Raw genomic sequence first — 24,544 nt, 5'->3', positions numbered from 1 at the left:
ACGTCTGAAAACAGGAGCTGCCCGAATGAATCCACGCTTTCCATCCTTCTTCAAGCGCGCATTGCTGGCCACTGCGTTGCTCGGCACCGGGCAGGCTTTTGCCGCCGATTCGGTGGGTCTGGTGGTTTACAACGCCCAGCATGAAACCCTGACCAAGGCCTGGGTGGCCGGGTTCACCGAAGAAACCGGCATTCCGGTGACCATTCGCAACGGCGATGACACCGAGATGGGCAACCAGCTCGTGCAGGAAGGCGCCGCCTCGCCGGCAGACGTATTCCTCACCGAAAACTCGCCGGCGATGGTGCTGGTGGACAACGCCAAACTGTTCGCCCCGTTGGCGCCGACAACCCTTGAGCAAGTCGATTCCGCCTACCGTCCGGCCCACGGCAATTGGGTCGGCATCGCCGCCCGTTCCACCGTGTTCGTCTACAACCCAAGCAAACTGACTGAAAAGGACTTGCCCAAATCCCTGCTCGACCTCGCCACCCCGGCCTGGAAAGGCCGTTGGGCCGCCTCCCCGGCTGGCGCGGACTTCCAGGCGATCGTCGCCGCCGTCCTGCAACAGAAAGGTGAAGCTGCCACGCTGGAATGGCTCAAGGGCATGAAGACCAACGCAACGATCTATCGCGGCAACAGTGCGGTGCTCAAAGCGGTGAACGCCGGACAGATCGACAGCGGCGTGATCTATCACTATTACAGCTTCGTTGATCAGTCCAAGACCGGCGAAAACAGCAAAAACACCAAGCTGTACTACTTCAAACATCAGGATCCGGGCGCGTTCGTCAGCACCTCCGGCGCTGGCGTGCTGGCCTCGAGCAAGCATCAGGATGAAGCGCAGAAATTCGTCAAATACATCACCAGCAAGGAAGGTCAGGAAGTTCTCGAAACCGGCACCTCCTTCGAATACGCCGTGGGTAAAGACGCGCCGTCCAATCCGAAGCTGACCCCGCTGAAAACCCTCGACGCGCCGAAAGTCGATGCGTCGACCCTCGACAGCAAAAAAGCCGTCGAGTTGATGACCCAGGCCGGATTGCTCTGAGTGATGCCCGAAACCTTGCCTGCACCGGCCGTTGCGACGGCCCCCGCCAGCCTCCTTCATACGCCCCGCGCGCTGGGCGGGCGTGGCAGCTCGTGGGTGGTGAGCTCGGCGGTGCTGGTGTCATTGCTGTCACTGCTGCCGATTGCGTTCGTGATCGGCGTGGCGTGGTACACCGGTTGGGCAACCATCGAAGCCCTGATATTTCGCCCGCGGGTCGGCGAATTGCTGATCAACACCGTGCTGCTGGTGCTGATCACCCTGCCGCTGTGCATCCTGCTCGGAACCACCCTGGCCTGGCTGACCGAACGCAGCAATCTGCCCGGCCGACGCTTGTGGTCAGTGCTGGCGGTCGCACCGCTGGCCGTGCCGGCGTTCGTCCACAGTTATGCGTGGGTCAGCCTGATTCCGTCGATCCACGGTCTGCCGGCCGGTGTGCTGGTGTCGGTGATCGCCTATTTCCCGTTTCTGTATTTGCCGATTGCCGCGACCTTGCGCCGTCTCGATCCGGCGATTGAAGATGTCGCGCAATCCTTGGGACTCAAGCCGTGGGCGGTGTTCTTTCGGGTGGTGTTGCCGCAATTGCGCTTGGCAATCTGCGGTGGCGCGTTGTTGGTCGGTCTGCATTTGCTGGCCGAGTACGGCTTGTACGCGATGATCCGTTTCGACACCTTCACCACGGCGATCTTCGATCAGTTCAAATCGACGTTTAACGGCCCGGCGGCCAACATGCTCGCTGGCGTTCTGGCGCTGTGCTGTCTGGCGATGCTCACCGCCGAATCTGCCGCCCGTGGCAACGCCCGCTACGCGCGAGTCGGTTCCGGCAGCGCCCGCGATCAGCGCAGCGTGCGACTGAACCGAGGCGTGACAACCCTGGCTTTATTGCTGCAAACCTTGACCTGCCTGCTCGCGCTCGGTGTGCCGTTGCTCACGCTGGGCCGCTGGCTGCTGGCCGGTGGCGTGCAGGTCTGGCAAGGTGACGAGTTGCTGCCGGCGCTGCTGCAGACCTTGTCTTACGGCGTGGCCGGCGCATTGCTGACCAGTGTCGCGGCGATTCCCATCGCGTGGCTGTCGATCCGCTCGCCGGGCAAACTGCAGCGCTTGCTGGAAGGCTGCAACTACATCACCAGCTCCCTGCCCGGCATTGTCGTCGCGCTGGCGTTGGTCACTGTGACCATCCATTTCGCCCGGCCGATCTACCAGACCACCATCACCGTGCTGCTGGCTTACCTGCTGATGTTCTTGCCGCGAGCACTGGTCAGCCTGCGCGCCGGTTTCGCACAGGCCCCGGTCGAGCTGGAAAACATCGCACAAAGCCTTGGCCGCTCGCCGATACGCGCATTGTGGTTGATCACCGTGCGCCTGGCGGCCCCCGGCGCGGCGGCAGGTGCAGCGCTGGTGTTCCTGGCAATCACCAATGAGCTGACCGCGACCCTGCTGCTCGCACCCAACGGCACACGCACCCTCGCCACCGGTTTCTGGGCGATGACCAGCGAAATCGATTACGCCGCCGCAGCGCCGTATGCGCTGCTGATGATCCTGCTTTCCCTGCCGCTGACGGCCATCCTCTATCACCAATCCAGGCGTACCGCTGGCCGATGAACGCTCTCGAACTGCTCAACCTCAGTAAAACCTTCGGCGCGCAAAAGGCGCTCGACGACGTCAGCCTCAACGTGCCGACCGGCAGCCGCACGGTGATCGTCGGCCCCTCCGGCTCCGGCAAAACCACGCTGTTGCGGATGATCGCCGGCTTCGAGTTTCCCGACAGCGGCAGCCTCACCCTCAACGGCCAGACGCTGGTCGACCGCAGCCACGCAGTGCCGGCCTATCAACGGCAGATCGGCTACGTCCCGCAGGACGGCGCGTTGTTCCCGCACATGACGGTGGCGGCGAACATCGGTTTCGGCCTGGCCCTGACCGGTGCTGCGCGCCATCAACGCATTCTGCAATTGATGGACAGCGTCGCCCTCGACGCCAACATGGCCAACCGTTGGCCCCACGAATTGTCCGGCGGCCAGCAACAGCGGGTCTCGCTGGCCCGTGCACTGGCGCAACAGCCACGGCTGATGCTGCTCGACGAGCCGTTCTCCGCCCTCGACACCGGTTTGCGCAGTGCCATGCGCAAAATGGTCGCGCGCCTGCTCGAAGACGCCGGCGTCACCACCATTCTGGTGACCCACGACCAAAGCGAAGCGTTGTCGTTTGCCGATCAGTTGGCGGTGATGCGCAGTGGCCGGCTGGTGCAGTCCGGGCATCCGATGGATCTCTACCGCTATCCGCAGGATGAGCAGACCGCACACTTTCTCGGCGAAGCGGTGGTCCTGCCCGCGCGAATCGAGGCGGGTTGGGCGCATTGCGATCTGGGTCAGGTGGCGGTGAACAGCAACGGCTTCAGCGGCGCCGCGCAGATCATGCTGCGCCCCGAGCAATTGCAGATCGCCGAAGGGGCATCTGACAGTCAAGGCTGCCATGCGCTGGTCACCGACCGTGACTTTGCCGGCAACACCTGCACCCTGACGGTTGAACTGAGCTCATCCGCGACTCAGGATCCGGCCCGTTCGATTCTGGTGCGCAGCTCCGGCATGCACGCGCCGCCCGCCGGCAGCGCGGTGCAGCTGTCGGTACTCGGTGCGGCGCATGTGTTTGGCCTGAGCTGATCAGAGATCGAAGCGATCCACCGCCCGCCGCCGCTCGTTGTCATCGCGCACATCGTAGTTGGCGGTGGTCTGGATGTTGCTGTGATGCGCCAGTTTCTGTGCGATCGACAGGTCGTGCTCCTCGATCACCCGAGTGATGAACGAGCGACGGAAATCGTGGGGCATGATCTTCACCCCGACCTGCGTGCCGCGCTGGCGAGCGATGTAGTAGATCGCATGCTTGGTGATCCGCTCGCGGGTGATGTGGCTGCCACGGCGAATACGGTTGAACAGGAAGGCATCGTCGCTCTCGCCTTCCTTGAGCTGCGAGCGGCGCAGTTCGAGCCATGCATCGAGCTTGCTGAAAGCCCATGCCGGCGCGTACTTGATCAACTGCTTGTTGCCCTTGGCGGTGACGCACAGGCTGCGCTCGCTGAAGTCGACCTGATTCAGGTCCAGATCCACCGATTCCGACTTGCGCATGCCGGTGCCGTACAGCAACGCGATGATTGCCGCATCACGCAGGCCCTGCGGGCGTGGGTCGGCGGCGCAGACTTCCATCAATTCGTGAATCAGCGTGCGCTTGAGATTGCGCCCCTGAGACAGCCGCGTGCCGGCAATGCCCTTGACCGAGCGCATCTTCAACAGATGTTCCTGGCTGATCAGACTCATGCGCCAGGCCTCATTCATCACCCCGCGCACCGCATTCACATACAACGAAGAAGTGTTCGGTGCGTAGTTGTCTGCGCGTAATGCAGCGACCAGCGCTACAACATCTTCCGGTTGCAAGGCATGCCAGGGAATCTCTTCGACATTCATGTCTTCAAAGCCCAGGCGATCGGCCGCATCTTGCAGCACATAGCGCATGGTCAGTTGGCTGGAAGGCGCCAAACGCGCGAGGTACAGGCTCATCGGGTTGGTTTTTGGAGCGTCGGGGGTTGCAGCAACTAAATCAATCAAACGTTAAACCTTGAGTAAAAAATGTACAGCACTACAACAACTAACAAATGCAATGTACTTGAAGTAAAGAAGGTACTTGAGCGGCACTGTCCGACAAAAAACTGCGATGGACGGCAGAAGCCTGAACAGCGGCTGTATAAGTGACAGATAAACGATTCGCCAACCGGTTTTTCATGTTCCTTTCACAAAAACCGGCATAACCTTAATTCCCATAGGTTCGGTAGTGGCTATGCCCCAACCTGCCGGGCAAATCGTGAAAAGTCAATCAATCCCCGACGTCATGCTTTTTTTGCCAAGTTATTGATGCAGGAGCGCTTTTCTGTGTCTACGCTGTGGTTGGATCCAACAGTTACGTGAGTCCATCCTTTTATTTTTTGCAATGAGGTGCCCATGAGTCAGGCGTTTCTCCCCTTCTCCCGCCCAAGTATTGGCGATGAGGAAATTGCCGCTGTCGAGCAGGTGTTGCGCTCGGGCTGGATCACCACGGGGCCGAAAAACCAGGCACTCGAAGAGCAGTTTGCGCAGTACGTGGGTTGCAAGCACGCAGTGGCCTTGTCTTCGGCCACCGGCGGCATGCACATCACGCTGCTGGCCCTGGGCATCGGCCCGGGCGACGAAGTCATCACCCCGTCGCAGACCTGGGTCTCGACCGCCAACATGATCTCCCTGCTGGGCGCCAAACCGGTGTTTGTCGATGTCGACCGCGACACGCTGATGACCGACGCTGCGCGCATCGAAGCGGCCATCACCCCGCGGACCAAGGCAATCATTCCGGTGCACTACGCCGGCGCTGCGTTCGATCTTGATCCGCTGTACGCCCTGGCCGACAAGCACGGCATCCCGGTCATCGAAGACGCCGCCCACGCCGCCGGCACCCGCTACAAGGGGCGCCACGTCGGTTCGCAAGGCACGGCGATCTTCTCGTTCCATGCGATCAAGAACATGACCTGTGCCGAAGGGGCGATGTTCGTCACCGACGACGAAGCGCTCGCCAGCCGCGTGCGCATGCTCAAATTCCACGGCTTGGGCGTTGACGCCTATGACCGTCTGACCGGTGGCCGCAAGCCGCAGGCGCAAGTGATGGAACCGGGCTTCAAGTACAACCTGGCCGACATCAACGCCGCGATTGCCCTGGTGCAGCTGCAACGTCTGGACGAAATCAACGCCCGGCGCACCGAACTGGCCACCAGCTACCTGCAAAAATTCGAAGGCCTGCCGGTGCAACCGCTGGCCCTGCCCGTCTATGCCCAGCAACACGCCTGGCACCTGTTCATCCTGCGCATCGACAGCGAGCGTTGCGGCATGGATCGCGAAGCCTTCATGAAGGCGTTGCAGGATCAGGGCATCGGCACCGGTATCCATTTCATCGCCACCCACCTGCACACCTGGTATCGCCAGCGTGACCCCGACCTGTACCTGCCAAACACCGAATGGAACTCGGCGCGGCTGTGCTCGATTCCGCTGTTCCCCGACATGACCGGTCAAGACCTTGACCGGGTGGTCGGTGCCATCGCACACATCATGGAAAAACGCCTGTGAAACCTTATCCAATCCGTAGCGTGTCGATCGTCATCCCGGTCTACAACGAACAGGAAAGCCTGCCAGAGCTGCTGCGTCGTACCGAGGCGGCCTGCCGCCAACTGAATCACGATTTCGAAATCGTGCTGGTCGACGACGGCAGCCGCGACGAATCGGCGAACATGCTCGAAGAAGCCGCCGGGCGTGAAAACAGCCCGTTCGTGGCGGTCATTCTCAACCGCAACTATGGTCAGCACGCCGCGATCATGGCCGGTTTCGAACAGTGCAAGGGCGACGTGGTGATCACCCTCGATGCCGACCTGCAGAACCCGCCGGAGGAAATCCCCCGGCTGGTGGCCGAAGCCGAAAAAGGTTACGACGTGGTCGGCACCGTGCGCGGCAATCGTCAGGACTCGGCGCTGCGACGTTATCCTTCGAAGCTGATCAATCTGGCCGTGCAACGCTCCACCGGCGTCGCCATGAGCGACTACGGCTGCATGCTGCGCGCCTACCGCCGCACCATCATCGACGCGATGCTCGCCTGCCGTGAACGCAGCACGTTCATCCCGATCCTGGCCAACAGCTTCGCCCGTCACACCACCGAAATCGTCGTGGCCCACGCCGAGCGTGAACACGGCGACTCGAAATACAGCCCGATGCGCCTGATCAACCTGATGTTCGATCTGGTCACCTGCATGACCACCACCCCGCTGCGTCTGTTGAGCATCGTCGGCTTCGCCATGGCCGGATTGGGCGTGCTGTTCGCGATTGCGTTGATTGTCTTGCGTCTGGCCTTCGGTGCCGGTTGGGCCGGTGACGGTACCTTCGTGCTGTTCGCCGTACTGTTCGTGTTCACCGGTGGTCAGTTCATCGGCATGGGGCTGCTGGGTGAATACCTCGGCCGCATGTACAGCGATGTGCGCGCCCGTCCACGTTTCTTCATCGAAAAGGTGTTGCGCAGCCAGCCGGCCGATCCGGCCCCTGCCGTCACCGTCGATGGTCTTTCTTCTACCGCTACTTCTTCCACTTCCGATCAGGTTCTCTCATGAGTGCAAAAACTGTTGTCTTCGCCTACCACGATATTGGCTGCGCCGGCATTGAAGCCCTGCTCAACAGCGGCTTTGACATTGCAGCAGTGTTCACTCACGCCGACGATCCGAAAGAAAACGCGTTCTATGCGTCGGTTGCCCAGCTGTGCGCCAACAAAGGCATCCCGGTACACGCACCGGAAGACGCCAACCACCCACTGTGGATCGAGCGCATCGCCAAGCTGGACCCGGAGTACATTTTCTCCTTCTACTACCGCAACCTGCTGAGCGAGCCACTGCTGGCCCTGGCCAAAAAAGGCGCGTTCAACCTGCACGGTTCGCTGCTGCCACGCTATCGCGGCCGCGCTCCGGCGAACTGGGTGCTGGTCAACGGCGAAACCGAAACCGGCGTTACCCTGCACCGCATGGTCAAGCGCGCTGATGCCGGCGCCATCGTTGCCCAGCAGCGCGTTGCCATCGACCGCAGCGATACCGGCCTGACCCTGCACGCCAAACTGCGCACCGCCGCCAGCGACCTGCTGCGCGACACCCTGCCGAACATGCTGCAAGGCAAGATCACTGAAACCCCACAGGACGAATCGAAAGCCACCGTGTTCGGTCGCCGCACCCCGGCGGACGGCAAACTGGTCTGGGCCAAACCGGCGGAAGAACTGTTCAACCTGGTGCGCGCCGTCACCCGTCCTTACCCGGGCGCGTTCTGCGCCGTGGGCGAACACAAACTGATCGTCTGGAGCGCTGAAGTCGTCAAGGGCAACGAAGGCCAGGCGCCAGGTCGCGTGATCAGCGTCGATCCGCTGCGCATTGCCTGCGGTCAGGACTCGCTGGTGATCAACGCCGGTCAGCGCAACGACAACGGTCTGTACCTCAGCGGCCCGCAACTGGCCAACGAACTGGGTCTGGTCGATGGCTCGTTGCTGCGCGGCGCCGAATCCGGTCGTGCGCCACGTCGTACTCGCGTACTGATCCTGGGCGTCAACGGTTTCATCGGTAACCACCTGTCCGAGCGCCTGCTGCGTGACGACCGCTACGAAGTCTACGGTCTGGACATCGGCTCCGACGCCATCGAGCGTCTGCGCAGCCACCCGAACTTCCACTTCGTCGAAGGCGACATCAGCATTCACTCCGAGTGGATCGAGTACCACATCAAGAAGTGCGACGTGGTCCTGCCGCTGGTGGCCATCGCCACCCCGATCGAATACACCCGCAACCCACTGCGCGTATTCGAGCTGGACTTCGAGGAAAACCTGAAACTGGTTCGCTACTGCGTCAAGTACAACAAGCGCGTGATTTTCCCGTCGACTTCGGAAGTCTATGGCATGTGCCAGGACAAGAACTTCGACGAAGACAGCTCGAACCTGATCGTTGGCCCGATCAACAAGCAGCGCTGGATCTACTCGGTCTCCAAGCAACTGCTGGACCGCGTGATCTGGGCTTACGGGGCCAAGGGCCTGAACTTCACCCTGTTCCGTCCGTTCAACTGGATGGGCCCGCGTCTGGACCGTCTGGATTCAGCGCGTATCGGCAGCTCCCGCGCCATCACCCAGTTGATCCTCAACCTGGTGGAAGGTACGCCGATCCGTCTGTTCGACGGTGGCGAGCAGAAGCGTTGCTTCACTGACATCGCTGACGGCGTTGAAGCCCTGGCGCGGATCATCGACAACGACAACGATGTCTGCAACGGCCAGATCATCAACATCGGCAACCCGGACAACGAAGCCAGCATCCGTCAGTTGGGCGAAGAGCTGCTGCGTCAGTTCGAAGCGCACCCGCTGCGTCACAACTTCCCTCCGTTCGCCGGTTTCCGCGACGTGGAAAGCAAGGCGTTCTACGGTGCCGGTTACCAGGACGTGGAACACCGCAAGCCAAGCATCGCCAACGCCAAGCGCCTGCTGAACTGGGAGCCGACCGTGGAAATGCGCGAGACCATCGGCAACACCCTGGACTTCTTCCTGCGTGAAGCCATGCTCGAAATCGCGGACAAGAAGTAATGCAGGCAGGTCTTCGTATCGATGTCGACACCTACCGTGGCACCCGAGAAGGTGTGCCGCGGCTGCTGGAGATGCTCGACGAGGCGCAGGTCAAGGCAACGTTTTTCTTCAGTGTCGGCCCGGACAACATGGGTCGGCATCTGTGGCGCCTGATCCGCCCGCAGTTCCTCTGGAAAATGCTGCGCTCCAACGCTGCCGGCCTCTACGGCTGGGACATTTTGCTGGCCGGCACTGCCTGGCCCGGCAAACCGATTGGCCGTGATCTCGGGCACCTGATGCGTCAGGCCCGGGATGCCGGTCACGAAGTCGGCCTGCACGCCTGGGATCACCATGGCTGGCAGGCCAACGCCGGGCGCTGGAGCGACGCGCAACTGATCGAACAGATCCGGCGCGGCGTCGACACCTTGAGCGACATCCTTGGAGAAAAGATCCAGTGTTCGGCCGCCGCCGGTTGGCGTGCGGACGAGCGCGTGATCGAGGCCAAGCAGACCTTCGGCTTTCGCTATAACAGCGATTGCCGCGGGCAGAGCCTGTTCCGTCCGCTGCTGGCGGACGGTTCGCTGGGCACTCCGCAGATTCCGGTGGACCTGCCGACCTTCGACGAAGTCGTCGGCCCGCACGTGGCGGCGAAGGAGTTCAACTCCTTCATCCTCGACCGGTTCCAGGCGCAAGCACTCAACGTCTACACCATTCATGCCGAAGTAGAAGGGATTCTGATGGCTCAGGACTTTCGTCAATTGCTGGCCGATGCACGCCAGCGCAATATTGACTTCAAACCCTTGGGCGACTTGTTGCCCGAGTTTTTCAACACCCTGCCCGTGGGCCGCGTGCAACGCGGTGTGCTCGAAGGCCGTGAAGGCTGGCTGGGAGTGCAAGGCGCATGACCAGACGCTGGGCACTGCCGCTGTTGGTCGGCCTCTGTCTGCTGGCCTATCTGTTGCCGTTGAGCACCCATGGCCTGTGGATCCCCGACGAAACCCGCTACGCACAGATCAGCCAGGACATGCTGCTCAGTGGCAACTGGGTGTCGCCGCATTTCATGGGGCTGCGGTATTTCGAGAAACCGATTGCCGGCTACTGGATGATCGCCATCGGCCAGGAATTGTTCGGACAGAACCTGTTCGGCGTGCGCTTCGCGTCGGCACTCAGCACGGCGTTGAGTGTGCTCCTGGCCTACCTGGTCGCGCGGCGGTTGTGGAACGATCCGCGCAAGAGCTTCGTCTGCGCCCTGCTCTACATGAGCTTTACAGTCGTCGCCGGTCAGGCCGGGTATGCCAACCTCGATCCGCAATTCACCTTCTGGGTCAACCTGAGCCTGGTGGCGCTGTGGTTTGCGCTCGACAGCAAAAGCACCGGGCACCGTCTGGGCGCCTGGGCGCTGCTGGGGCTGGCCTGCGGCATGGGTTTCATGACCAAGGGCTTTCTCGCCTGGTTGCTGCCGGTACTGATCGCGTTGCCGTGGATGCTCTGGCAGAAACGCTGGCGTGAACTACTGGTGTTCGGTCCGGTGGCGATCGCCATCGCGATCATCGTCAGCTTGCCGTGGGCGCTGGCGGTGCACGCACAGGAACCGGATTACTGGCGGTTCTTCTTCTGGCACGAACACATCCGGCGCTTTGCCGGTGACGATGCGCAGCACGATGCACCGTGGTGGTTCTACTTGCCGCTGCTGGTGGCATTCAGTCTGCCGTGGGTTGGCCTGTTGCCGACCGCGTTCAAGCAAGCCTGGCAAACCCGGGCCCAGCCGAACATGGTCTTTCTGTTGTTGTGGTTGTGGCTGCCGCTGGGCTTTTTCAGCCTGAGCAACGGCAAGCTGCCGACCTACATTCTGCCGTGCCTGTTGCCATTGGCACTGCTGCTGGGTAATGCGCTGGCTGATCGCCTGCGTCTGGAACAAGGTCGGGCACTGGGGATCAACGGTCTGCTGAACCTGCTGCTGGGTGTGGTCACGCTGATCGCACTGGTTTACCTGCAACTGAACAAACCGGTGTACGACCACGAACTGCACAGCCTGGTGCTGGTGTTCATCGCCCTGATCGGCTGGATCATCGCCAACCTGGCGCAAGCGTTCCTGCCGTTGCAGTGCTGGGCGGCGCCGGCGCTGGGCAGTCTGTTACTGGCCGGGATCCTGCCGGCGGCGTTGCCCAAGTCGGTGGTGGCCAACAAAACCCCGGATCAGTTCATCCGCCACCATGTCACCGAACTGTCCGGCGCCACGCACCTGCTGAGCAATGATCTGGGCGCGGCGGCAGCGCTGGCCTGGCGCATGAAACAACCGGAGGTCGCGCTGTACAACACCGTCGGCGAACTCAAATACGGTCTTTCCTACCCGGAAGGCGCCGAGCGCCGACTCACCAAGGACAACGTTCAACAATGGGTACGCGAAGCGCGCCGCAGCGGATCGGTCGGTGTGCTGATGCGTGTCAAGGGCCAGGACGAGCTCGAAGAGCTGGACCTGCTGCCCAAGGACGGTACCCGTTACGAATCGGGCAATCTGGTGATCATGGTGCTGCCCAAGGATCCGTCATGAGTTGGTTGCTGTTACTGACGGCGTGTCTGCTGACGTGCCTGGGGCAAGTCGCGCAGAAATTCGCCGTGGAGAGCTGGCGCGGCGTTGAGTCGTCGTGGGCCGCCAAACTGCGTTCGCCATGGTTGTGGCTGGCGCTGTTTTCGCTGGGTAGCGGGCTGCTGGTCTGGCTGCTGGTGTTGCAACGTCTTGAAGTGGGCATCGCTTACCCGATGCTCAGCCTCAACTTCGTGCTGATCACCCTGATCGCCCGCTTCGTCTTTCGCGAGCCCATCGACCGCCAGCATTGGCTGGGCGTGGCGCTGGTGATCGGCGGCGTGGTTTTGCTGGGGCAACAGTCATGAACCAGGCTCGAGGAATCGGTTTTGCTCTGGGCAGCGTAATGCTGGTCAGTGGCGCCCAACTGGGCATGCGCTGGAGCATGACGCGCCTGCCGCAACCGGAACAATGGCTGACGGCGCTGAGTGCCGGCAGTGTCGATCTGTCGGCAATGGCCGTGGTGGTGGCGGCGATTTTCGCCTACGCCCTGTCGATGCTCTGCTGGCTCGCGGCATTGCGCGATCTGCCGTTGGGCCGGGCTTATTCACTATTGAGCATCAGCTACGCGCTGGTGTACCTGCTGGCGGCCAGTCTGCCGCTGTTCAACGAATCGTTCAGTTTCACTAAATCGCTGGGCGTGGCACTGGTCATGCTCGGGGTCATCACTATTAACACTCGTCCGTCTCGTGCGCCCGAATTCAGGAGTGCTCCATGAAAATCACAGTATTTGGTAGCGGTTATGTCGGCCTGGTACAGGCCGCCGTGTTGGCCGAAGTCGGTCACGACGTCGTGTGCATGGACATCGATCAGAAGAAAGTCGAACTGCTGCGCCAGGGTCACGTCAGCATCTTCGAACCGGGCCTGTCGAGCCTGGTGCGCGAAGGCCTGGACTCCGGCCGCCTGCATTTCACTTCCGATGAAAAACTCGCCGTACAACACGGTCGCGTCGCGTTCATCGCCGTCGGTACACCGTCCAGCGAAGACGGCTCGGCCGATCTGAAATACGTGCTGTCGGTGGGTGACGCCGTGGCGCGCCACCGTGAGCAGCCGCTGATCCTGGTGGAGAAATCCACCGTACCGGTCGGCACCGGCGACACCCTGCGTGCGCACATTCAGGCCGCGCTGGACAAGGCCGGTCGTGAGCTGCAGTTCGATATCGTCTCCAACCCGGAATTTCTCAAGGAAGGTTCGGCGGTGTCCGACTGCCGTCGTCCGGACCGCATCGTCATCGGCTGCGAAGGTGACGAAGTGCGCGATGTGATGCGCGACCTGTACTCGCCATTCAACCGCAACCATGACCGCATCATGTTCATGGACCTGCGCAGCGCCGAGCTGACCAAGTACGCCGCCAACTGCATGCTGGCGACCAAGATCAGCTTCATCAATCAGATCGCCGAACTGGCCGAACACCTGGGCGCCGACATCGAGTCGGTCCGTCAGGGCATCGGTGCCGACACGCGCATCGGTTACCACTTCATCTACCCCGGCTGCGGTTATGGCGGTTCGTGCTTCCCCAAAGACATGCGCGCGCTGATCCACAGTGCCGAACAGGCGCATTGCTCCAGCGACCTGCTGCAAGCGGTCGAAGCGATCAACGAGCGGCAGAAGCACAAGCTGTTCGACCGCATCAATGCGTTCTACAAAGGTGATCTGCGCGGTAAGACCTTCGCCCTGTGGGGCCTGGCGTTCAAGCCAAACACCGACGACATGCGCGACGCGCCGAGCCGTGTCCTGCTCGATTCGTTGTTCGCCGCTGGCGCCAGCGTTCGCGCGTTCGACCCGGAAGCGATGCAGGAAACCCAGCATCTGTATCCGAACGAAGAAAAACTGATGCTGATGGGCACTCCGGAATCGGTGCTGGCGGGTTCCGATGCGCTGATCATCTGCACCGAATGGCAGCAGTTCAAGGCGCCGGACTTCGACCTGATCGAGCAACGCCTGAAAGCCCCGGTGATCTTCGACGGCCGCAACCTGTACGACGCCGAGCGTCTGGCGCGCAACGGCTTCAAGTACTTCCCGATCGGCCGTGGTGACTCGCGCAAACTGCCGATGCCGCTGCAGCAGTGGCCTAACACTGCGGACGTCGCTTGATCACGTTGTCGCCTGTCATCCGCCGGCAGTCCCTGATCGCAGGGCTGCTGGCACTGCTGTTGTTTATCGCCGGGGTTTACGGACAGGCTCCCATTGGCTTCGATTCACGGTTCGTACTGTTTGCCCAGGAAATGCTGAGACACGGGCCGACCGTATTCCCGACCACTTACGGTCAACCTTACGCCGACTATTCAGCCCTCTCGACGCTGTTCATCTGGTTGTTGTCGTTGCCCTTCGGCGCGATCAACACCCTGACGGCATGGCTGCCGAGCGCCATTGCCGGCGGCGTGATCGTGACGTTGATGTATCGCTTGCTGGCGGTGCATTCGCAGCGCTGGGCCTTGATCAGCATTGCGCTGTTGATGCTCACCAGCACCTTCGTCACCGAAGTGCGCGCCGTGTCGCAAGACCTGATGCTCGCCGCCGTGGCGCTGTCGGTGTTTTACCTGGGTTACGCGCACGACCACTTCGGCTCACGCCGTCGCTGGCCGCTGATCTTTGTCCTGCTGTTGCTGGGCTTCGGGATTCGCGGGCCTATCGGCCTGGTGGTACCGACCGGCATGCTCTGCAGTTACTACCTGCTCAACCGTGAGTGGAAACGCCTCTTCGTGTTCGGCGTGATCGCTTCTGTGTTACTCGCAGCGTGTGTCAGCCTGCTGTTGTGGCTGGCGAAACTCAGCGGTGGCGAAGCCTTCCTGCAGGACGTGATCCGCATGCAGTTCATGGGGCGCATGGACGGCAGTGAGGGCGTCAGTGGTTCGCTGTATTACTTCACCAGCTCCATCGGCAACTACGCACTGGCGTATCCGCTGGCGATTCTGGCGTTGGCCGCGACCTGGCTGAGCAAACCGCATCAACGCGGCCCGGCGTTGCGTCTGGTGCAATATTGCGCGGCTGCCGGGCTGATCGTCATGGTCGGTCTGTCGATTCCACAGGCGAAGAAGGCGCGTTACCTGCTGCCGATGTTGCCGATGGCGGCGATCATCGCGGCGTACCCGTTCCAGGTGCTGCACGGGCGGGTGTTCCGTGTATTGCGCGGGGTGATTCAAGGTATCTGGCTGGTGACGCCGGGACTGTTGATGGTAGCCCTGCTGGTTGCCAAGCGCCGCTTTCCCGAGCAACTCGACGGCATCACTCTGGTGCTGATCGTACTCGGCGTTCTGCAATTGCTCGCACTGTCGCGCCTGTTGATGCCGCGCCGGCGTGCCGAAGTATTGGCGCTGTGCTCGGTGTTAGCCTTGTGGACGGTGTATGCCGCGGTGTTCGAACCGGTGGAGCGACGTCTGTACGACACGCAGGCCTTCAGTCGTGCTGCCTTCGCGCAGGTGCAGCAGAACCCGGCACCGCTGGTGCTGCACGGCATGGGCAAAGACGCCAAGGCGATCAAGTTCATGGTCAACGTCGAGCAGGACCTGCAACCGCAGTTCACCGAAACGGTGCAGCAACTCGAAGCCCTCAAAGGCCCGGCCTGGCTGATGATGGACAGCAAGGACCTGCAATCGCTACAGGGCACCCCGCTGGCCAGCCTGCAACCGGTGCTGACCGGGCGTTTCGACAAGAACGATTACGTGCTGTTGTATCTGAAGCCCTTGTAGGAACTGATTGAGGCTGCGATCTTTTGCGCTTTCAGGAAAAAGATCGCAGCCTGCGGCAGCTCCTACAGGGATTTTTACCATGAGTTTTGTTGTACGCCGGGCGCGGCAGAATGATGCCGCCGCCCTCCCCGCCATCGAACGCTCGGCTGCCGAGCTGTTTCGCACAGATCCGACCCTCGCCTGGCTTGCCGACACCGACGTGGCCGGCGCCGCGCAACACCGCCAAGCCATCGACAATGCCTACGTCTGGGTCGCCGAAAACACCTCGGCGCAGCTCGCAGGATTTATTCGCGCGCTGGATTTCGACAACCAACTGCACATTGAAGAACTGTCGGTCAGCCTCGCGTTTCAGGGTCAGGGCGTGGGCCGGCAACTGCTGCTGGCCGCGATTGAACATGCCCGCCTTCAGCACATGCACGCCGTGACCCTGACCACGTTTCGCGACGTGCCGTGGAATGCGCCGTTTTATCAGCGGATGGGGTTTGTGGAAGTCGCATCCGGTGAGCACGAAGCGCATTTGCTCGATGCTCTGCAGAAAGAAATCGAGCATGGCTTTGCCGCCGATCGACGCTGCGCCATGCACCTGATATTGCCCTGACAGGACAAATCCCTTGTAGGAGCGAGCCTGCTCGCGATAGCGTCCTGTCAGTCAACTGGGTTGGCGCCTGACACTCGGTATTCGCGAGCAGGCTCGCTCCCACAAGGTTTCTCATCATAAAAATAAGGACATTTGCACTGCCGTGGCCACCTACTCCCGCCTGATCCGCCGACTGATGATCACTTCGCTGAGCATCGTCATCAGCCGTGCCCTGATCAGTCCGCTGCTGACTCTGTTCCTCAGCAACAAACTGGGTCTCAACCCGCAAGACGTCGGCCTGCTGTTGGGCATCGCCGTGTTCAGTGCCACGCTGTTATCGCTGTACGGCGGCTACATCATCGATCGCCTCGACAAGCGCCAGCTGTTGATCCTGACCATGCTTTCCAGCGGTGTCGGCCTGATGCTGCTGACCTTCGCGCAGAATCTGTACCTGGTCACGCTGGTGCTGATCATCAGTGAAACGGCGTCGGCGCTGTTCCTGATCTGTTCCAAAGCGATGCTCAGTGAAAACCTGCCGGTCAGCCAGCGGGTCAAGGCGTTTTCGCTGAACTACACGCTGACCAACATTGGCTACGCCGTCGGCCCGATGATCGGCGTGGTGATTGCCGGGGTTCAGCCTTCAGCGCCATTTATCGTCGCGGGGCTGATTGCCGCTGGCAGCGTTTTTCTGCTGCTGGGCGTCTCTCGCGAGGTCAGCCCGCTGTCGCAGGCGAGCCAGCCGCAGAGTTTCCTGAACACCCTGATCATCCTGAAAAACGACCGCACGATGATCCTGTTCACCCTTGGTTGCCTGCTCAGCACCCTGGTTCACGGGCGCTTCACCCTGTACCTGTCGCAGTATCTGCTGGTGACCCACACGCAAGAGCAGACCCTCGACACCATGGCCGCCCTGCTCGCCTGCAACGCGATCACGGTGATCCTGCTGCAATACCAGATTGGGCGCTTTCTCAAGCGCGAGCACCTGCGGTTCTGGATTGCCGGCGGCACCGCGTTGTTCATCGTCGGCCTGATCGGCTTCAGCGTGGCCGACAGTCTGGTCGGCTGGTGCATGGCGATGTTCATCTTCACCCTCGGCGAGATGATCATCTATCCGGCGGATTTCCTCTTCGTCGACACCCTCGCTCCCGAGGAGCTGCGCGGCAGTTACTACGGTGCGCAGAACCTCGCGGCGCTGGGCGGTGCGCTGAGTCCGGTGATGTGCGGGTTCCTGCTGATGCACACGCCGGCGCCGAGCATGTTATACGCCTTGAGCGCTCTGGCGGGGCTGGGTGGGTATCTGTGTTTTGTCAGTGGACGCCGCGTGGCGACAATTCAAAAATAATGCACTGAAGCAGCATTTATATGAATTTGTCAGCATCGACTTTGCACGGCACACTGTGCGCGTTCCTCCCCCAATAGTTGGAACACTTCGAGGACTTTCCGAAACGGACAAGTCCTTTTTTTTGCCCCGAATTTACCGCAAGGACCCGATTCACATGCTCGCTCGCTGGTTGCCCGCCGCCATCAACACCCGCCCCACCGAATGGAGCCGCGCCGCGATCGGCATGGCGCTGGGCACCTTGTTCAGCGTCTGGGCGTGCAGTCAGGTATTCGGCATTGAGGTGGCGTATCACCTGATCGGGCCGTTGGGCGCCTCGGCCGTGTTGCTGTTTGCCGTGTCTTCCGGCGCACTCGCGCAACCTTGGTCGATCATCGGCGGCTACCTGTGCGCCAGCGTGGTCGCGCTGCTGGTGGCCCACGTCCTCGGCCGCACCTTGGGCAGCGCCTGCCTGGCGGCGGGCATGGCACTGATCCTGATGTGTTGGCTGCGTTGCCTGCATCCACCGGCCGGCGCACTGGCACTGACCTTGGTACTGGCCGATCCGGCCACCATCGCCATGGACTGGAAAGCCATGGAACCGGTGATGCTCGCCGCCGCCTGCATGCTGCTCAGCGCGCTGGCCTACAACAACCTGACGCGCATCCGCTATCCGAAACGCCCGGCCGAGCCAGCGCCTGTGGTTGCCCCGATCGACAGTCAGGCAATCACCGCCGAAGACCTGAAGCTGGCCTTGGCTGACATGGAAGCGTTCATCGATGTCACCCCCGAAGACCTCGAACAACTGATCCACGCCAGCGAACTGCACGCCAAACGCCGCAGCATCCGCGAAGTCTTCTCCTGACATCCCACACTCCCTGTAGGAGCTGTCGAGTGCAACGAGGCTGAGATCTTTCAAGATCAAAAGATCGCAGCCTTCGGCAGCTCCTACACAAACAAATACCGATCAAACACCGAAGTATCCGCGAAGTTTTCTCCTGACACCCCACACTCCCTGTAGGAGCTGTCGAGTGCAACGAGGCTGCGATCTTTCAAGATCAAAAGATCGCAGCCTTCGGCAGCTCCTACACAAACAAATACCGATCAAACACCGAAGTATCCGCGAAGTTTTCTCCTGACACCCCACACTCCTTGTAGGAGCTGTCGAGTGCAACGAGGCTGCGATCTTTCAAGACCAAAAGATCGCAGCCTTCGGCAGCTCCTACACAAACAAATACCGATCAAACACCGAAGTATCCGCGAAGTTTTCTCCTGACACCCCACACTCCCTGTAGGAGCTGTCGAGTGCAACGAGGCTGCGATCTTTCAAGATCAAAAGATCGCAGCCTTCGGCAGTCCCTACATCAGCAAATAGCGATTTTTCCTTAAGGCAAAAACGCAAACTCCCCCTGCACATATCCCGGTTGTACACGGCAAATTTGCACTGTTACGATCCGTCAACGCTCGCGCGCGAGCTTCTCGAATAAAGACAATAAAAGCAGGGAGTTAGTGATGACTGCTCAGGCTTCATCCCCGCGGACGCCGTCCATGGATGCCACGCCAGACGAAGTGCTGGCCGAGGTTCGCAATCACATCGGTCACCTGACCCTCAACCGCCCCGCCGGTCTCAACGCCATCACCCTCGACATGGTTCGTCAGTTGCAGCAGCAACTCGATGCCTGGGCGACTGACGCCAGCGTGCACGCCGTGGTGCTGCGCGGGGCCGGTGAAAAGGCGTTCTGCGCCGGTGGCGACATTCGTTCGCTGTACGACAGCTTCAAAAGCGGCGACACGCTGCACGAAGATTTCTTCGTCGAGGAATACGCCCTCGACCTGACGCTTCATCATTACCGTAAACCGGTGCTGGCCTTGATGGACGGTTTCGTCCTCGGCGGCGGCATGGGCCTGGTGCAAGGCGCGGATCTGCGGGTGGTCACCGAAAAGAGCCGGCTGGCGATGCCGGAAGTGGCGATCGGGTATTTCCCCGATGTCGGCGGCAGCTATTTCCTCTCGCGGATTCCCGGTGAACTGGGGATCTATCTGGGCGTCAGCGGCGTGCAGATTCGTGCGGCCGATGCGTTGTACTGCGGGCTGGCGGACTGGTTTGTCGACAGCAGCAAATTGCCGAGCCTCGACGAACAACTCGATCATCTGGAATGGCGCGACACGCCGCTCAAGGATCTGCAGGGCCTGCTGGCGAAAAACGGCGTGCAAACCCTGGCCGATGCGCCGCTGGAGAAACTGCGCCCGGCCATCGACCACTTCTTCGCCCTGCCGGACGTGCCGAGCATTGTCGAGCAACTGCGCGCAGTCACCGTCGCCGACAGCCACGAGTGGGCGACAAGCACCGCTGACCTGCTGCAGACCCGCTCGCCACTGGCGATGGCCGTGACCCTGGAAATGCTCCGTCGCGGTCGGCACTTGAGCCTGGAACACTGTTTCGCCCTCGAACTGCATCTGGATCGCCAGTGGTTCGAACGCGGCGACCTGATCGAGGGCGTGCGCGCCCTGCTGATCGACAAAGACAAGACACCACGCTGGAACCCGCCGACCCTTGCTGCGCTGGACGCCGGGCATGTCGCGAGTTTCTTTAACGGTTTTGATGAGAGCGGGAGCTGAGCCATGCACGATCTCGAACTGACTGAAGAACAAGTAATGATCCGCGACATGGCCCGGGATTTTGCCCGTGGCGAAATCGCACCTCACGCGCAAGCCTGGGAAAAGGCCGGCTGGATCGACGACGCACTGGTGGCGAAGATGGGCGAACTCGGTTTGCTCGGCATGGTGGTGCCCGAGGAATGGGGCGGCACTTACGTCGATTACGTGGCCTATGCGCTGGCGGTGGAAGAGATTTCTGCCGGCGACGGCGCCACAGGTGCGTTCATGAGCATCCACAACTCGGTGGGCTGCGGACCGGTGATGAATTACGGCAGCGAAACGCAGAAACAGACCTGGCTGGCGGATCTCGCCAGTGGCCAGACGATTGGCTGCTTCTGCCTCACTGAACCGCAGGCCGGCTCCGAAGCGCACAACCTGCGCACCCGCGCCGAACTGCGCGACGGCCAGTGGGTGATCAACGGCGCCAAACAATTCGTCAGCAATGGCAAACGGGCGAAACTGGCAATCGTGTTTGCGGTGACGGATCCGGATCTGGGCAAGAAAGGCATTTCCGCGTTCCTGGTGCCCACCGATACTGCGGGTTTCATCGTCGATCGCACCGAACACAAGATGGGCATCCGCGCCTCCGACACCTGCGCGGTGACCCTGAACAACTGCGGCATTCCCGAAGCCAATCTGCTCGGCGAGCGCGGCAAGGGTCTGGCGATTGCCCTGTCCAACCTTGAAGGCGGCCGCATCGGCATTGCTGCGCAAGCCTTGGGCATCGCCCGGGCGGCGTTTGAAGCGGCGCTGGTGTATTCCCGCGATCGCATCCAGTTTGGCAAGCCGATCAACGAACACCAGAGCATCGCCAACCTGCTGGCCGACATGCACATGCAAATCAACGCGGCGCGCTTGATGATCCTGCACGCGGCGCGCCTGCGCACGGCGGGCAAACCGTGCCTGTCGGAGGCATCGCAGGCCAAACTGTTCGCCTCGGAAATGGCCGAAAAGGTCTGTTCTTCTGCGATTCAGATTCATGGCGGGTATGGGTATCTGGAAGACTATCCGGTCGAGAAGTACTACCGCGATGCACGGATTACCCAGATCTACGAGGGATCTAGCGAGATTCAGCGGATGGTGATTGCGCGGGAGCTGAAGAACTACCAACTGTAAAAGCAAAAGATCGCAGCCTTCGGCAGCTCCTACAGGAAACCGGTGTAGGAGCTGCCGAAGGCTGCGATCTTTTGATGTTGCCTCAAAAGCTTCGCCAGCAGGCTGGCTCCCGCACTGGATCTGTGTCGTACACAAATCCAGTGTGGGAGCGGGCTTGCCCGCGATAGCGTCAGTGAGGACGCAACGTTACTTACCGATAAACTCCGGCGCACGCTTCGCCACAAACGCCGCCATCCCTTCCTTCTGATCCTGCGTGGCGAACGCCGCATGGAACACCCGGCGCTCGAAGCGCACGCCTTCGGTCAGGTTGACCTCAAAGGCGCGGTTGACGCTTTCCTTGATCATCATCGCAATCGGCAACGACTTGCTGGCGATCACCGCGGCGACTTTCAACGCCTCGTCGAGCAGTTCATCACTCGGCACGATCCGCGCAACGATGCCGCAGCGTTCGGCTTCCACCGCATCGATCATCCGCCCGCTGAGGCACATTTCCATGGCCTTGGCCTTACCCACCGCGCGGGTCAGGCGCTGGGTGCCGCCCATGCCCGGGAGCACGCCGAGGTTGATTTCCGGCTGGCCGAATTTGGCGTTGTCACCGGCCAGGATGAAGTCGCACATCAGCGCCAGTTCGCAGCCGCCACCGAGGGCAAAGCCGTTGACCGCAGCAATGATCGGCTTACGGCGGTTGGCCACACGGTCGCTGTCGCTGAACAGATCATCCATGTAGATCTGCGGATAGGTCAGTTCGGCCATTTCCTTGATGTCGGCGCCGGCGGCGAAGGCTTTCTTCGAACCGGTGATGATGATGCAACCGATGTTCGCATCCGCTTCCAGACCATCGAGGGCATGGTTCACTTCGCTGACCAGTTGCGCGTTCAGGGCATTCAGCGCCTGTGGGCGGTTGAGGGTGATCAGGCCGACGCGGCCGTGGTTTTCCAGCAGAATCGTTTCGTAAGTCATGGGCAAGGTTCCTTGTCAGAGATTGCGCGAAATAACCATGCGCTGAATGTCGCTGGTGCCTTCGTAGATCTGGCAGACGCGCACGTCGCGGTAGATGCGCTCCAGCGGGAAGTCGTTGAGGTAACCGTAACCGCCCAGCGTCTGCAACGCCATTGAGCAGACCTTCTCGGCCATTTCCGAAGCGAACAGTTTCGCCATCGAGGCCTCGACCAGTGCCGGTTGACCGCTGTCACGCAGGGCCGCGGCGTAATGCACCATCTGCCGGGCGACGGCGATCTGCGTGGCCATGTCCGCCAGGCGGAAAGCCACGGCCTGGTGTTCGATGATCGGTTTGCCAAAGGTGTCGCGCTCGCGGGCGTAATCGCGGGCCGCTTCGAACGCAGCGCGGGCCATGCCCACCGCTTGCGACGCGATGCCGACCCGCCCGCCTTCGAGGTTGGCCAAGGCGATTTTGTAGCCTTCGCCCTCCTCACCCAAGCGGTTGGCGACCGGCACCTTCACGTCTTCAAACAGAATCTGGCAGGTGTCCGACGCGTGCTGGCCGAGCTTGTCTTCGACCCGGGCGACTTTGTAGCCGGGCGAATCGGTGGGCACGATGAACGCCGTGATCCCGCGTTTGCCGGCACTCGGATCGGTCACCGCAAACACGATCACGATCCCGGCGTTCTGCCCGGAGGTGATGAACTGTTTGCAGCCGTTGAGCACGTAGTGATCACCTTCCAACCGTGCGCGGGTTTTCAGGCTGCTGGCGTCGGAACCGGCCTGCGGTTCGGTCAAGGCGAAGGCGCCGAGCATGGCACCGCTGGCCAACGGTTTGAGGAAGCGTTCGCGCTGGTCGTCGTTGCCGAACTTGAGGATCGGCACGCAGCCCACCGAGTTGTGCACGCTCATGATGGTCGAGCAGGCGCCGTCGCCGGCGGCGATTTCTTCCAGGGCCATGGCGTACGCCAGGTAGCCGGTGTCACAGCCGCCCCACTGCTCCGGCACGAGCATGCCGAAGAAGCCCAGTTCGGCCATCTCGCCGATGGCTTCCTTGGGGAAACGATGCTCGCGATCCCACTCGGCGGCGAACGGTTTCAGCCGTTCCTCGGCGAACTGCCGGGCCATGTCGCGGATCTGGGTCTGGTCTTCGTTGGGAATCATGGTGAATCCTTAATCCGGGTTACGCACGATCTCCTGTAGGAGCTGCCGCAGGCTGCGATCTTTTGATTTTGATTTTTAAAAGCAAGATCAAGAGATCGCAGCCTGCGGCAGCTCCTACAGGGGCCGCGTGTTTAGTAGACGCATTCCACGGCCATGGCCGTGGCTTCACCACCGCCGATGCAGATCGCCGCGATCCCGCGTTTCAGGTTTTTCTGGCGCAGGGCCGAGAGCAAGGTCACCAGAATCCGCGCACCCGAGGCACCGATCGGATGGCCCAGCGCGCAGGCGCCGCCGTGCACGTTGAGCTTGTCGTGGGGGATTTCCAGATGGGTCATCGCGGCCATCGCCACCACGGCGAACGCTTCGTTGATTTCGAACAGATCGACCTCGTTCAACGCCCAACCAGTCTTCTTCACCAGCTTCTTGATCGCGCCAATCGGTGCCACCGGGAACAGGCCCGGCGTGTCGGCAAATGCCGCGTGACCATGAATCACCGCCAGCGGTTTAAGCCCGAGTTTCTGCGCTTGCGACTGGCGCATCAGCACCAGTGCCGCCGCACCGTCGGAGATCGAGCTGGAGTTGGCCGCCGTCACCGTGCCGCCTTCGCGGAACGCCGGTTTCAGCGAGGCGACTTTGTCCAGTTTGGCTTTCGGCGGCTGCTCGTCGTTGCTGATCAGCACCTGCTCTTTGCCGACGGTCACGGTCAGCGGCACGATTTCGGCCTTGAAGCTGCCGTCCTTGATCGCCTGTTGGGCCCGAGTGGTCGAAGCGATGGCAAACGCATCCTGGGCTTCGCGGCTGAAGTCGTTGGTTTCGGCGCAGTCTTCGGCGAAGGTGCCCATCAGACGGCCCTTATCGTAGGCGTCTTCGAGGCCGTCGAGGAACATCGAGTCGAGCACCCGGCCATGGCCCATACGGTAACCGGCACGGGCGCGATCAAGCAGATATGGCGAGTTGGACATGCTTTCCATGCCGCCGGCGATCACCACATCGGCGCTGCCGGCCAGCAGCATGTCGTGGGCGAGAATGGTGGTTTCCATGCCCGAGCCGCACATTTTGTTGACGGTGGTGCAGCGCGTCGATTTATCCAGCCCGGCACCCAGTGCCGCTTGACGTGCCGGTGCCTGACCGAGGCCGGCCGGCAATACGCAACCGAACAACACTTCGTCAACCGCGTCGCTGGCAACCCCGGCGCGTTCAACCGCCGCCTTGATCGCGGCAGCGCCAAGTTGCGGCGCGGTGAGGCTTTTCAGTTCGCCCTGAAAACCGCCCATCGGGGTGCGGACGGCGCTGACGATAACAATCGGATCGTTGGCAATAGTCATGACAAATC

General features: G+C 61.4%; 21 protein-coding genes. 17 read left to right on the top strand and 4 right to left on the bottom strand.

Annotated features, from left to right (window positions below; genetic code table 11):
• The first annotated feature begins 25 nt into the window (after nucleotides 1-25).
• From JN524_RS00885 to JN524_RS00875, 3 genes are read left to right on the top strand one after another with little or no spacing between them, the layout of a single operon-like run.
• Nucleotides 26-1,039, top strand: coding sequence for an iron ABC transporter substrate-binding protein (locus JN524_RS00885; RefSeq protein WP_098963999.1), 1,014 nt, complete (start codon nucleotides 26-28; stop codon nucleotides 1,037-1,039).
• 3 nt (nucleotides 1,040-1,042) lie between these two features.
• Nucleotides 1,043-2,638, top strand: coding sequence for an ABC transporter permease (locus JN524_RS00880; RefSeq protein ID WP_202368130.1), 1,596 nt, complete (start codon nucleotides 1,043-1,045; stop codon nucleotides 2,636-2,638).
• The gene (locus JN524_RS00875; RefSeq protein ID WP_202368129.1) at nucleotides 2,635-3,693 is read left to right on the top strand and encodes an ABC transporter ATP-binding protein; all 1,059 of its coding nucleotides are present in this window, start codon (nucleotides 2,635-2,637) and stop codon (nucleotides 3,691-3,693) included. Before JN524_RS00880 ends, JN524_RS00875 begins: the two co-directional genes overlap by 4 nt.
• Here JN524_RS00875 and JN524_RS00870 read toward each other — a convergent pair whose 3' ends face one another.
• Complete coding sequence (locus JN524_RS00870) at nucleotides 3,694-4,584, bottom strand: site-specific integrase (protein WP_027611947.1); 891 nt, start codon at nucleotides 4,582-4,584, stop codon at nucleotides 3,694-3,696.
• Nucleotides 4,585-5,022: 438 nt separating this feature from the next.
• On the opposite strand from JN524_RS00870, the gene arnB reads away from it, so the two are divergent.
• The 14 genes from arnB (at nucleotide 5,023) to JN524_RS00800 (ending at nucleotide 21,108) form a co-directional block, all read left to right on the top strand.
• Complete coding sequence (gene arnB, locus JN524_RS00865; RefSeq protein WP_202368128.1) at nucleotides 5,023-6,171, top strand: UDP-4-amino-4-deoxy-L-arabinose aminotransferase; 1,149 nt, start codon at nucleotides 5,023-5,025, stop codon at nucleotides 6,169-6,171.
• Nucleotides 6,168-7,199 (top strand): undecaprenyl-phosphate 4-deoxy-4-formamido-L-arabinose transferase, encoded by a 1,032-nt coding sequence (gene arnC, locus JN524_RS00860; protein ID WP_134786352.1) that lies wholly within the window; start codon nucleotides 6,168-6,170, stop codon nucleotides 7,197-7,199. Before arnB ends, arnC begins: the two co-directional genes overlap by 4 nt.
• Complete coding sequence (arnA, locus tag JN524_RS00855) at nucleotides 7,196-9,187, top strand: bifunctional UDP-4-amino-4-deoxy-L-arabinose formyltransferase/UDP-glucuronic acid oxidase ArnA (RefSeq protein ID WP_135295781.1); 1,992 nt, start codon at nucleotides 7,196-7,198, stop codon at nucleotides 9,185-9,187. Before arnC ends, arnA begins: the two co-directional genes overlap by 4 nt.
• The gene (gene arnD / locus JN524_RS00850; RefSeq protein WP_202368127.1) at nucleotides 9,187-10,071 is read left to right on the top strand and encodes a 4-deoxy-4-formamido-L-arabinose-phosphoundecaprenol deformylase; all 885 of its coding nucleotides are present in this window, start codon (nucleotides 9,187-9,189) and stop codon (nucleotides 10,069-10,071) included. Before arnA ends, arnD begins: the two co-directional genes overlap by 1 nt.
• Nucleotides 10,068-11,717 (top strand): lipid IV(A) 4-amino-4-deoxy-L-arabinosyltransferase, encoded by a 1,650-nt coding sequence (arnT, locus tag JN524_RS00845; RefSeq protein WP_183785028.1) that lies wholly within the window; start codon nucleotides 10,068-10,070, stop codon nucleotides 11,715-11,717. Before arnD ends, arnT begins: the two co-directional genes overlap by 4 nt.
• Nucleotides 11,714-12,058 carry a 4-amino-4-deoxy-L-arabinose-phosphoundecaprenol flippase subunit ArnE gene (gene arnE, locus JN524_RS00840; protein WP_098963994.1) on the top strand — a complete coding sequence of 115 codons (345 nt, stop codon included), beginning with the start codon at nucleotides 11,714-11,716 and terminating at the stop codon, nucleotides 12,056-12,058. Before arnT ends, arnE begins: the two co-directional genes overlap by 4 nt.
• Nucleotides 12,055-12,468, top strand: coding sequence for a 4-amino-4-deoxy-L-arabinose-phosphoundecaprenol flippase subunit ArnF (arnF, locus tag JN524_RS00835; protein ID WP_183785023.1), 414 nt, complete (start codon nucleotides 12,055-12,057; stop codon nucleotides 12,466-12,468). The genes arnE and arnF overlap by 4 nt, the downstream gene beginning before the upstream one ends.
• A complete protein-coding gene (locus JN524_RS00830; RefSeq protein WP_186351698.1) occupies nucleotides 12,465-13,844 on the top strand; it encodes a UDP-glucose dehydrogenase family protein in 1,380 nt (459 codons plus the stop codon). The genes arnF and JN524_RS00830 overlap by 4 nt, the downstream gene beginning before the upstream one ends.
• Entirely contained in the window at nucleotides 13,841-15,439 is a 1,599-nt protein-coding gene (locus JN524_RS00825) for an ArnT family glycosyltransferase (RefSeq protein WP_202368126.1), read from the top strand. The genes JN524_RS00830 and JN524_RS00825 overlap by 4 nt, the downstream gene beginning before the upstream one ends.
• A gap of 79 nt (nucleotides 15,440-15,518) precedes the next feature.
• Complete coding sequence (locus tag JN524_RS00820; protein WP_202368125.1) at nucleotides 15,519-16,037, top strand: GNAT family N-acetyltransferase; 519 nt, start codon at nucleotides 15,519-15,521, stop codon at nucleotides 16,035-16,037.
• Between the two features lie 142 nt (nucleotides 16,038-16,179).
• Nucleotides 16,180-17,358 carry an MFS transporter gene (locus tag JN524_RS00815; RefSeq protein WP_202368124.1) on the top strand — a complete coding sequence of 393 codons (1,179 nt, stop codon included), beginning with the start codon at nucleotides 16,180-16,182 and terminating at the stop codon, nucleotides 17,356-17,358.
• Between the two features lie 154 nt (nucleotides 17,359-17,512).
• Nucleotides 17,513-18,199: an HPP family protein gene (locus tag JN524_RS00810; protein WP_202368123.1), complete on the top strand. Its 687-nt coding sequence runs from the start codon at nucleotides 17,513-17,515 to the stop codon at nucleotides 18,197-18,199.
• 647 nt (nucleotides 18,200-18,846) lie between these two features.
• Nucleotides 18,847-19,953 carry an enoyl-CoA hydratase/isomerase family protein gene (locus JN524_RS00805; RefSeq protein ID WP_202368122.1) on the top strand — a complete coding sequence of 369 codons (1,107 nt, stop codon included), beginning with the start codon at nucleotides 18,847-18,849 and terminating at the stop codon, nucleotides 19,951-19,953.
• Nucleotides 19,954-19,956: 3 nt separating this feature from the next.
• Nucleotides 19,957-21,108: an acyl-CoA dehydrogenase family protein gene (locus JN524_RS00800; protein ID WP_202368121.1), complete on the top strand. Its 1,152-nt coding sequence runs from the start codon at nucleotides 19,957-19,959 to the stop codon at nucleotides 21,106-21,108.
• A gap of 186 nt (nucleotides 21,109-21,294) precedes the next feature.
• Here the strand turns inward: JN524_RS00800 and JN524_RS00795 are convergent, their stop codons facing one another.
• The 3 genes from JN524_RS00795 to JN524_RS00785 all read right to left on the bottom strand — a co-directional run bounded on the left by JN524_RS00795 (nucleotide 21,295) and on the right by JN524_RS00785 (nucleotide 24,536).
• Entirely contained in the window at nucleotides 21,295-22,068 is a 774-nt protein-coding gene (locus JN524_RS00795; RefSeq protein ID WP_202368120.1) for an enoyl-CoA hydratase, read from the bottom strand.
• Between the two features lie 15 nt (nucleotides 22,069-22,083).
• The gene (locus JN524_RS00790; protein WP_027611962.1) at nucleotides 22,084-23,211 is read right to left on the bottom strand and encodes an acyl-CoA dehydrogenase; all 1,128 of its coding nucleotides are present in this window, start codon (nucleotides 23,209-23,211) and stop codon (nucleotides 22,084-22,086) included.
• Between the two features lie 131 nt (nucleotides 23,212-23,342).
• Nucleotides 23,343-24,536 carry an acetyl-CoA C-acyltransferase gene (locus JN524_RS00785; protein WP_115989821.1) on the bottom strand — a complete coding sequence of 398 codons (1,194 nt, stop codon included), beginning with the start codon at nucleotides 24,534-24,536 and terminating at the stop codon, nucleotides 23,343-23,345.
• Nucleotides 24,537-24,544 lie beyond the last annotated feature (8 nt).

Source organism: Pseudomonas sp. MWU318, assembly GCF_016756945.1.
In the GTDB taxonomy this organism is placed as follows: Bacteria; Pseudomonadota; Gammaproteobacteria; order Pseudomonadales; family Pseudomonadaceae; genus Aquipseudomonas; species Aquipseudomonas putida_A.
The sequence above is the reverse complement of the archived record's forward strand: the minus strand, read 5'-3'. Positions and strand labels throughout refer to the sequence as shown.

What these genes read in the sequence shown, in the direction of transcription:
- JN524_RS00885 (WP_098963999.1), top strand. Translation starts at nt 26, where the DNA reads ATGAATCCACGCTTTCCATCCTTCTTCAAGCGCGCATTGCTGGCCACT.
- JN524_RS00880 (WP_202368130.1), top strand. Translation starts at nt 1,043, where the DNA reads ATGCCCGAAACCTTGCCTGCACCGGCCGTTGCGACGGCCCCCGCCAGC.
- JN524_RS00875 (WP_202368129.1), top strand. Translation starts at nt 2,635, where the DNA reads ATGAACGCTCTCGAACTGCTCAACCTCAGTAAAACCTTCGGCGCGCAA.
- JN524_RS00870 (WP_027611947.1), bottom strand. Translation starts at nt 4,584, where the DNA reads ATGAGCCTGTACCTCGCGCGTTTGGCGCCTTCCAGCCAACTGACCATG.
- arnB (WP_202368128.1), top strand. Translation starts at nt 5,023, where the DNA reads ATGAGTCAGGCGTTTCTCCCCTTCTCCCGCCCAAGTATTGGCGATGAG.
- arnA (WP_135295781.1), top strand. Translation starts at nt 7,196, where the DNA reads ATGAGTGCAAAAACTGTTGTCTTCGCCTACCACGATATTGGCTGCGCC.
- arnD (WP_202368127.1), top strand. Translation starts at nt 9,187, where the DNA reads ATGCAGGCAGGTCTTCGTATCGATGTCGACACCTACCGTGGCACCCGA.
- arnT (WP_183785028.1), top strand. Translation starts at nt 10,068, where the DNA reads ATGACCAGACGCTGGGCACTGCCGCTGTTGGTCGGCCTCTGTCTGCTG.
- arnE (WP_098963994.1), top strand. Translation starts at nt 11,714, where the DNA reads ATGAGTTGGTTGCTGTTACTGACGGCGTGTCTGCTGACGTGCCTGGGG.
- arnF (WP_183785023.1), top strand. Translation starts at nt 12,055, where the DNA reads ATGAACCAGGCTCGAGGAATCGGTTTTGCTCTGGGCAGCGTAATGCTG.
- JN524_RS00830 (WP_186351698.1), top strand. Translation starts at nt 12,465, where the DNA reads ATGAAAATCACAGTATTTGGTAGCGGTTATGTCGGCCTGGTACAGGCC.
- JN524_RS00820 (WP_202368125.1), top strand. Translation starts at nt 15,519, where the DNA reads ATGAGTTTTGTTGTACGCCGGGCGCGGCAGAATGATGCCGCCGCCCTC.
- JN524_RS00810 (WP_202368123.1), top strand. Translation starts at nt 17,513, where the DNA reads ATGCTCGCTCGCTGGTTGCCCGCCGCCATCAACACCCGCCCCACCGAA.
- JN524_RS00805 (WP_202368122.1), top strand. Translation starts at nt 18,847, where the DNA reads ATGACTGCTCAGGCTTCATCCCCGCGGACGCCGTCCATGGATGCCACG.
- JN524_RS00800 (WP_202368121.1), top strand. Translation starts at nt 19,957, where the DNA reads ATGCACGATCTCGAACTGACTGAAGAACAAGTAATGATCCGCGACATG.
- JN524_RS00795 (WP_202368120.1), bottom strand. Translation starts at nt 22,068, where the DNA reads ATGACTTACGAAACGATTCTGCTGGAAAACCACGGCCGCGTCGGCCTG.
- JN524_RS00790 (WP_027611962.1), bottom strand. Translation starts at nt 23,211, where the DNA reads ATGATTCCCAACGAAGACCAGACCCAGATCCGCGACATGGCCCGGCAG.
- JN524_RS00785 (WP_115989821.1), bottom strand. Translation starts at nt 24,536, where the DNA reads ATGACTATTGCCAACGATCCGATTGTTATCGTCAGCGCCGTCCGCACC.